Source organism: Pseudobutyrivibrio sp. OR37 (assembly GCF_900113655.1).
GTDB lineage: Bacteria > Bacillota > Clostridia > Lachnospirales > Lachnospiraceae > Pseudobutyrivibrio.
The window spans coordinates 1-9131 of sequence record NZ_FOQF01000054.1 but is presented as its reverse complement, the minus strand read 5'-3'; the positions used below and the strand labels follow the sequence as shown (position 1 = coordinate 9131).

General features: G+C 34.8%; 8 protein-coding genes. 6 read left to right on the top strand and 2 right to left on the bottom strand.

Annotated elements, in window-relative coordinates; translation table 11 throughout:
* Positions 1-3 precede the first annotated feature (3 nt).
* From BM097_RS17075 to BM097_RS15455, 3 genes are all read left to right on the top strand, one after another.
* Positions 4-147, top strand: coding sequence for a hypothetical protein (locus BM097_RS17075; protein WP_443197887.1), 144 nt, complete (start codon positions 4-6; stop codon positions 145-147).
* Positions 148-374: 227 nt separating this feature from the next.
* Positions 375-1289, top strand: a complete 915-nt coding sequence (locus BM097_RS15460; protein ID WP_090552480.1) for a patatin-like phospholipase family protein — start codon at positions 375-377, stop codon at positions 1287-1289.
* Between the two features lie 191 nt (positions 1290-1480).
* A complete protein-coding gene (locus BM097_RS15455) occupies positions 1481-2578 on the top strand; it encodes a P-loop NTPase family protein (protein WP_090552476.1) in 1098 nt (365 codons plus the stop codon).
* Positions 2579-2705: 127 nt separating this feature from the next.
* Here BM097_RS15455 and BM097_RS15450 read toward each other — a convergent pair whose 3' ends face one another.
* A complete protein-coding gene (locus BM097_RS15450) occupies positions 2706-4058 on the bottom strand; it encodes a sensor histidine kinase (protein ID WP_090552473.1) in 1353 nt (450 codons plus the stop codon).
* Positions 4059-4763 carry a LytR/AlgR family response regulator transcription factor gene (locus BM097_RS15445; RefSeq protein ID WP_090552470.1) on the bottom strand — a complete coding sequence of 235 codons (705 nt, stop codon included), beginning with the start codon at positions 4761-4763 and terminating at the stop codon, positions 4059-4061. It lies immediately after the preceding gene.
* Between the two features lie 186 nt (positions 4764-4949).
* Between BM097_RS15445 and BM097_RS15440 the strand changes: the two genes are divergently transcribed.
* The 3 genes from BM097_RS15440 to BM097_RS15430 all read left to right on the top strand — a co-directional run.
* On the top strand, positions 4950-7754 hold the full coding sequence (locus BM097_RS15440) for a glycoside hydrolase family 3 N-terminal domain-containing protein (protein WP_177197488.1): 2805 nt from the start codon (positions 4950-4952) through the stop codon (positions 7752-7754).
* A 190-nt stretch (positions 7755-7944) separates the two neighbouring features.
* The gene (locus tag BM097_RS15435) at positions 7945-8496 is read left to right on the top strand and encodes a TetR/AcrR family transcriptional regulator (RefSeq protein WP_090552462.1); all 552 of its coding nucleotides are present in this window, start codon (positions 7945-7947) and stop codon (positions 8494-8496) included.
* 156 nt (positions 8497-8652) lie between these two features.
* Positions 8653-9131: iron-containing alcohol dehydrogenase (locus BM097_RS15430; protein WP_143085011.1), on the top strand; the 479-nt coding region annotated here is incomplete at its 3' end.

Genomic DNA, 9131 nt, shown 5'->3' with positions numbered 1-9131 from the left:
GGAATCCCAACAACTCTTGATAAGATTAAGGAAGAAGACTTAGATCAGCTTGCTACAGATGCTCTTAACGATGCATGCTATCCAGGTAACCCACGCGAGGCTACAAAGGAGCAGGTAATTGAGATGTTTAGAATGCTTATGGCATAATTATAAAAATATAACCAAAGCAGTATAAAAGCTTGCTGGGACCGCTAAAGTTCCAGCAAGCTTTTTTGTTAGTTGTGAGTAAATCTACTTAGGAGTTGTGGAAAGTTGTGGAAGAAAAATGAAGTTGTGGAAGATATACAACTTTTTCAATTTGAACATTGAAAAGCCAGCGGTAATTACTTAATATTAAGAAAACGTGTTGGTTAAGTAGAGAAGGTTGTGAAAAAATGAGTAAAATAGGACTTATTGTTGAAGGCGGTGGAATGAAATGCGCTTATGGTGCAGGTATACTGGATGCTTTTTTAGATGACAAAATCAAATTTGATTATTGTATTGGTGTGTCAGCGGGCAGCGCAAATGCAGCTTCATTTTTGGCAGGGCAGAAGGGGCGAAATAGGCGTTTTTATACGGACCACATATTTGAGCCAGATTATTTTGGATTAAAGAGTTATTTAAAGACACATAATCTGTTTGGACTTCAATATATCTATGGTACATTGAGCAATTCTGACGGAACTGATGCTTTAGATTATCGAAGCCTTATGTTGAATAACACAGAGTATCTTATAGTAGCAACAGATGCAAATAGTGGTGAGCCCAGATACTTTCATAAGGAAGAAATGCCAAAGGATGATTATAGAATTATCATGGCTTCATCAGCACTGCCAGGGGCATGCGTTCCTGTAGAGATAGATGGGCACTATTACTATGATGGTGGTGTATCTGATTCAATACCTGTTAAGAAAGCTATAGAGGATGGCTGTGATAAACTGGTGATTATTATGTCCAAGCCAAGGGACTTTGTAAAGAAGCCTGAAAGCCTTAGGGGATTTTACTCTTTTAAATGCAGAAACTATCCTAAAATTATAGAGCTTCTAAATAACAGGCATATCGCATATACGGATAGTCAGCGTATGGCTTATCAGCTAGAGCAAGATGGTAAGGCATTTATATTCGCGCCTAGTGAACACTTATCTATGGGAACTTTTACAATGAGTAGAGAATCAAATGAAAAGCTCTATAAGCTAGGTCTAAAGGACTACGCTTGCTTGCGAGATGGTCTGAAACAGTTTTTGGATGGTGATGGGCAGGCTTGCATTAGCAAAGAAAACAATTATAAAAATATAATCGAAGCAGTATAAAAGCTTGCTGGAATCTTGAGGGGTTTCAGCATTTTTTATTTAGTTAGAAGTAAATCTAACGTGGAGTTGTGGAAAGTTGTGGAAGAAAAATGAAGTTGTGGAGAGTTGTGGAAAGTTGTGGAAGAAAATTAGAGTTGTGGAAAGTTGTGGTAAGTTGTGGTAGGATATTTATAAGATTATAGGAGGATTGTATGGCAAAGTTTAATATTTTAGATAATCCGTATACTTTACAATTCAGTTTTATTCCACCACAATTCATAGAAAGAACTATGGCTACAAATGATATAGTCAATAATTTTATTATGAAAACTCCCACATATAGAGGAATATTTATTACGGGCGTTAGGGGTTCCGGCAAAACAGTAATTTTAGGAGATATCAGGAATAGAATTAATGCATTAGATGAATGGATTACTATTGATTTGAATCCAGAGAGTAATCTTATAGATTCATTAGCAAGACAATTATATTTATTACCTGAAATAAAAGCAATTTTTATAAAAGCCAAATTGGACTTTTCTGTACTTGGTATTGGAGTGCAGATAGAAAATGCAAATCTTGTGGCATCAAATGAAGAGGATGCATTAAAGATGATGCTTGAAGCACTTAAAAAGAGTGGAAAGAAATTGTTAGTTACAATAGATGAGGTAACTTATGGAAATGATGTGGCTAGATTTTCCCATGCACTTTCTTCTTATGCAGGAGCAAACTATGATATATATGTATTAATGACAGGCCTATTAGAAAATATAAAAAAGATTAAGAATGAAAAATCATTAACATTCTTATATAGGGCTCAATTAAAGGAATTAGATGAATTGAATATCACTGCTATTTGTGCTGATTATGAGAGAGTACTTAAGCTTAGTAGAGAAAAAGCTATGGAACTAGCAAAATATACTAGAGGATATTCATTGGCATTTCAGACTATCGGTTATTATACGTGGAAAGCCTTATGTACTTCTGAAAATGAGAATGATGTGAATTGGGAAGATGTTTATCAGCAAGTGGATATCACACTATCAGAATTAGCGTATGAGAAAATCTGGGATGAATTATCTGAACTAGATAAAAAGGTAATAATAGCAATGAATGATTTATTACGAGAATCTGACTCTAACTCTGTAAAGATTGATGAGATTCGTGCCGCTCTTAATATGACATCAAATACTTTCACAACTTATAGGAAAAGACTTATTGAAAGTGGTATTGTTGGAGCAAAACAATACGGACATCTTAGTTTTAGATTACCTAGGTTTGAAAACTTTGTTGAAATGAGATTTGAATAGGATAATCTAGAATAAGAACCTAATGAATTATCTGCTACTTTACAGAATATGTGTAAGAAGTCTGAAAGGCTATCTACATATTCACAAATAGATTCTATCATGTTTGAAGTTGCAGGGCAGAAGGAGCTTAGGTTATTGTTATGTCTGGTAATAGGAATATAATCTGCAAAGTAAACACTCCATCATAGGCAAAGTATTCCATATTTCCATTATATTTTTGGGAAAGATATTCAATGCTTTTTAGGCCGAAACCGTGATTGAGCTTATCAGATTTAGTTGTATTTATATCACTGCCGTCTATGTTAGATAGTTTTAAATTATCTTCATATGATAAAGGATTTGATATCTGGATACCAACAAAATTATTATTTTTATTTATTCTCAGACTGATGGAACGTAACTTTTCATCAGTCTGTTTATTTGTATATTCTATTGCATTATCTATAGCATTTCCAAGTAAAGCATATAGATCGGATACGCGAATAAAAGATAAATCAACATCATCAACTGAGCAATTAAAATTGATTCCTTTTTCACGGCAGAAAAGACCTTTTTCCGCTAATATGGTATTTAGAGCCTCATTATCTGTGTATATCAAATCCTGATAAAATATGATGCTTTTTTCTGCCTCTGAGATATAGGCATCCCTTTCATCTTCACTTACAGTTCTGAGCACTTTCAACTGGTGCTTAAGATCGTGACATTTTCTGTTTATAATAGCAATATGTTCTTTTGAAAGTTCGTAATAATGTTCACTGTTTCTTACCATGTTTTCCATTAGTTGTGTTTTTTCAGAGTAAATCATGACACTAATTGCATTGTACTGTACAAGTAAAATAAGCAAGCTAATAAAAGAGCCTGTAGACCAGGCAAGCTGGTCAAATGCAGAATATCCCTGCTTTAGAATTACTTGATAAAAAATTAAAATAGAATAGGTTAAAATAAATATAATTGAATATGTTAATATGCTTTTGAAATTATCTTCAATGATAATTCCGTTACTGGCATTCAGAATTGGGCGATACAATTTGTATACAATATAGTAGATAATATCTGTAAAAATGGCAGTGCAAATAATATATACAATCAATGTACTCCGTATATACGGAAATAATCTTGATGATATGTATATATGAAATACATTATATACGATATTTTGCAATGCAAAGGCTAAACCGCCAAACAAAAAAGCATCACTTATAGAAATGTAGAAACATAGGCGGCCATAAATTGGAGCAATTAATGCAAAAAGTAAATACCAAAATCCAATTAGAATTTGTAGTCTAGGAGTTTCCTTATTTATTCCAAAAATAACAAAATATAATAGCGAAAGTAAAGTTGGCACTATATATCCAATGATTGCTTTTGGGATAAAATGTGGCTTCTTATCTGCAAAAGGGTACAAGAATATAAGCATCGCTGCTAAAAGTTCCATTGGCAGTCGCATCTCTTCAAATGCATATACTGAAAATGATATCATTTAGATTCCTCCAATGTATTTGGTGAATGCACTCATAAGTGAGGCTTTCATTCTACGAGACAAAGGTAAAGTTTCGTCTGCGACAACAATTTCGTTGCCATCTATTTTTTCAAGATAAGCAAGATTAATCAAAAAGCTACCGCCGCTTCTGGCAAAATGATAGGGGAGTAAAATGTCTTCTACTTCGGTGAGCTTTGCACGCATTTTATATATGCCTTTTTTGGTGTGATAATAAATATAGTGAAGTTTGGATTCTACATAATATATGTCTGAGGAGTCTACTGTAATTAAGCCTTCCTCTGTGGTATTTATGGTTATCTTTTTTACTGAGTTACGCAGAATATATCTGGTTGCCTTTTTCATTTTAAGACGAAAATCTGGATAGGACAGAGGCTTAAGAACATAGTCCACTGCTTCAACAGAATAACCTTCTAGGGCATATTGTGGCATGTTGGTAACAAACATGATAGTTACATTTGAATCTTTTTTGCGCAATTCTTTAGCAGTATCAATGCCACTCATTTGAGGCATGTCTATATCAAATATTATGAAATCGTATGAAAATGAATAGTCTTTTAAAAAAGAAACACCATCTTCAAAAGTACTGGTAGTATAATCCCCCCCAGATTCATTGAAAAATTGGGAAAGGTAATCTAGAATCATTTTTCTATCATTTAAATTATCATCTACAACAGCAATATTCATAATCCGCCTCCTTAAATGTAATTATATCAAAGATATTTCATAGATGGCTATATTCTAAAGACCAAATCTGCCAAAGTAAAAACCACAATTGCCAAATCGCTTTTTTCCATACTAAAACATGTTAAATTAGAATCAGAAAATGAAATGCCCATAGGGTGGGGAATGATAATACATGAGGAGGTTTATATGACAAGAGAAGAAAAAAGAAAGGCAAAGCTAAGAGTAGTTGATGGTAAAACTATCAAGAAACCCGGCAAAGTAGGTTTTGTTATAGTTTCATTTTTATTGTTAATATGCTTAGTATGTAATGCCGTACTATTTTCCCTTAAAGGATATTTTGGAGTAGTAGACAATGTAGTATTTGCAAAGGAACCAACAGGTTCAGATTACGAAGAAATAGAAGCAAAGGCAAAGGATATTACCCTTCAGGAGGCAAGTGAAGGAATAATCCTATTGGAGAATAAGAATAATGTATTGCCACTTACAAATGAAACTAAAATAAATGTTTTCGGAAGAGGAGGATATTATTCAACATTTGGTGGAACAGGCTCTGGTGCAGGAGGCACTAATTATACTAGCCTTTATGATGGACTAAAGGACGCTGGCTTTGAGCTTAATAATGAGCTGATTTCATTTTATCAGGAAAATTCAAAAGAAGCTCAAAACATGGGTCTTGTAGGAACTGATTTTGGCTTGTACGAAAACAATGCTGATGAGCTTTCAGGATTAATTGATAATGCTAAGCGTTTCTCTGATGTTGCTATATATGTTATATCACGTGTTGGTGGTGAAGGTGATGATCTTCCAAAGGACATGGCTGATTATTATGGTGGTGAAAGTGGAAAGCATTACTTAGAGCTTAATTCAGCCGAGGAAAGCATGCTTAATATGATTGAACAAAATTTTGGCACTGTTGTAGTTGTTATTAATTCTACCAATGCAATGGAGTTAGGCTTCCTTAATGATGAAAATGTAGATGCTGCTCTTTGGTGTGGATGCTTTGGTTCAGTTGGAACAGTAGCCCTTGGAAATATTCTTAACGGTACAACAAATCCTTCTGCTAAAACAGTTGATACATTTGCTTATGAAATGGAATCAAATCCTACATACTACAGCCATGGAGGATATGATTATACAAATGTATCTTATTCGAATAATGCTGGAGCCGCAGGTACAGGTGATGCAATTACAGGAGAAGATCCTTATCACTATGTAAAGTATATAGAGGGTATCTATGTTGGATATCGTTTTTACGAAACAGCAGGGGCTGATGGATTTATAGATTATGACGCTACAGTTCAATATCCATTTGGTTATGGTCTAAGCTATACCACCTTTGAAAAGACACTGGATGGTGTTTCATTTGATGGAAATACTATTACTGCTAATGTAACTGTTAAAAATACAGGTGATAAAGCTGGTAAGGATGTAGTTGAAATCTATTATAAGGCTCCATATACAGAAGGTGGAATCGAAAAGAGCGAAGTTGTTCTTGGCGGATTTGCAAAGACTGAGGAACTTAAGCCTGGTGAAAGCACTAAGGTAATGGTGTCATTTAAAGCCGAGGATATGGCATCATACGACTACACGGGAATCAAAGCTAAGGGTGGAGCTTATGTCCTTGAAGCTGGTGATTATGGCATAAGACTTCAGAATGATTCTCATAATGTTATTGCAGAAGAAACGATCACAATTGATGCAGAAAAAATATATAATGATTCAAATGATGGAAAACGTGATTCAGACTTAATCACTGCTACAAACCAGTTTGATGATGTTTCAAATGGGGAAGATATTACATATCTTTCAAGAGCAGATTGGGAAGGTACAATGCCTAAGAAAACATTGCCTGTATCTGAAGAAGCATCTGATGATATTGTAGCTAGACTTACAGATGATAGCGTAGAATTAGAGGACACAACTGCAGCAGACTGGTCTACAAAGAAAAATGGACTTAAGCTTAGTGATATGAAAGATGTTGATTATGATGATAGCAAGTGGGAGGATTTGCTGGATCAAATATCAAAGGATGAAATGAAGCTGCTGATTGAGTCTGGTGGATGGCAGACTGTAGCTATAAAGAGTATTGGAAAAGCTAAGTATCTTGAATGCGATGGCCCAAATGGTATTAACAATTTAATGGCCAAAGCATTTGCTGGTATAAAAGGAAATATGTATACCAATCAGGCCATGCTTGCCGCTACTTGGAATGGCGAGCTTGCTTATGAAAAAGGTGTAGTTTATGGAAATGAAGCAAAGGTTTATGGTGTGGCAGGAATATATGGCCCTGCAGCAAATATTCACAGAAGTCCTTTCTCAGGCAGAAATTATGAGTATTATTCTGAAGATAGTTATCTTTCAGGAATCATGGCTGGAAACGAGATGACTGGAATAAAGGAAGCAGGAACTTATTGTTACTTTAAACATTTTGCAGTGAATGACCAGGAAACAAACCGTGACCACGGTGGATTGTTAACATGGCTTAATGAACAGGCGATGCGTGAAGTCTATCTAAAGGGATTTGAAGTTGCAATCAAAATGGGTGGAGCAACAGGCATCATGTCATCCTTCAATAGAATTGGAACAACTCCAACAGCAGAAAGCGCAGCACTTCTCAAGATAGTTTTGCGCGATGAATGGGGCTTTAAGGGAGCTGTCATAACAGATTGTGTAATGGCTTGTACAACAGAGGATATAAATAGGGCAACCCTTGCAGGAAATGATTTCCAGCTTAGCTATGGACTTCTTAATCCGTTATCTGATGAACTTGTTAATTCAGTCTCAGGTCAGCAGGCTATGCGTCAGGCTACTAAGAATATACTTTATATGATTGCAAATTCTGATGCACCTGAGCTTTATAAACCTCATATGTACACTATAGAAAAAATCCTTTTATGTGTATTAATTGTATTGCTGGCTTTATTTGCAACATATTACTATAGATGGTTTACTAAGAACAAGAAATGGAAGAGTGGTAGTCCTTTGGATTAAAAATATTAAAGCAGTTGCCGTTTAATGGCAACTGTTTTTTGTAGCGGTATGAAAATTGTTCTATATGGCGCCGATTCACTATGATTTATCTGTATTTTAAAATGTTTATGTTGTGGAATTATTTTTTATTTTTTATAATTAGGAGGGACTTGTCGGAATATATGTAAGAAGTCTGAAAGGGCTGAACATAATGAAATCAGATATCAAATTCAAGCTAGCAGAAGCTATGAAAACTTGCATGAAAACCACATCAGTTGAAAATATCACGGTCAAACAGATAGTAGATGTATGCGGAGTTTCCAGGCAAAGCTTTTACCGTAATTTTATAGATAAGTATGATTTGATTAACTGGTATTTTGACAGGCTACTAGAACAATCATTTAAGGAAATGGGGCAAGGTGAGACGGTTCGTGAAGGGCTAATTAAAAAGTTTGCATATATAAAGCAGGAGAGATTATTCTTTACAGCAGGCTTCAAGGGTGATGAGCAAAACAATCTAAAAGAACATGATTTTATTATGATTTATGAATTCTATTGTGATTTAATCAGAAAGAAGACCGGTGAAAATCTGGATAAGCACATGCGAAAGCTTTTAGAGATGTATTGTCAGGCTTCCATATATATGACTGTTCAGTGGCTTATGAAGGGTATGAAAGAGACTGAGGAAGAGCTTGCTGATTTGATGATAGATGCCATGCCAGATATGTTACACAAACTGTTTGAGAGAATAGAATTGGTCTAAAAAGCCATTATTTATGCTACTTAGCAAAATTTTACAAAATGTTACACATAGGTATATCTGTAACTTATATTAACACACTCTATGATGATAAAATATAAATCGTAGGGTGTGTTAATTTTTTAACACAAAGTAAAATCAAAAAAGGAGTGTAGAATAATGGCAAACAGAATTTCTCTTAATCCAACATCTTATCATGGTGCTGGAGCAATCCAAGAAGTAGTTAATGAAATCAATGGAAACGGATTTAAGAAAGCATTTGTAGCTTCTGATCCTGACCTTATTAAATTTGGCGTAACAGGAAAGGTTACAGATTTGCTTGATAAGGCAAATATTCCTTATGAGATATATTCAGATATTAAGCCTAATCCAACAATCGAAAATGTTAAAAATGGTGTAGAGGCTTTCAAGAAGTCTGGTGCTGACTGCATCGTAGCAATCGGTGGTGGTTCTTCTATGGACACATCAAAGGCAATTGGTATCATCATCACAAACCCAGAGTTTGCTGATGTTCGTTCACTTGAAGGCGTTGCACCTACAAAGAATCCTTGTGTACCTATTATTGCAGTTCCAACAACAGCTGGTACAGCAGCAGAGGTTACAATCAATTATGTAATCACTGATGTAGAAAAGGAAAG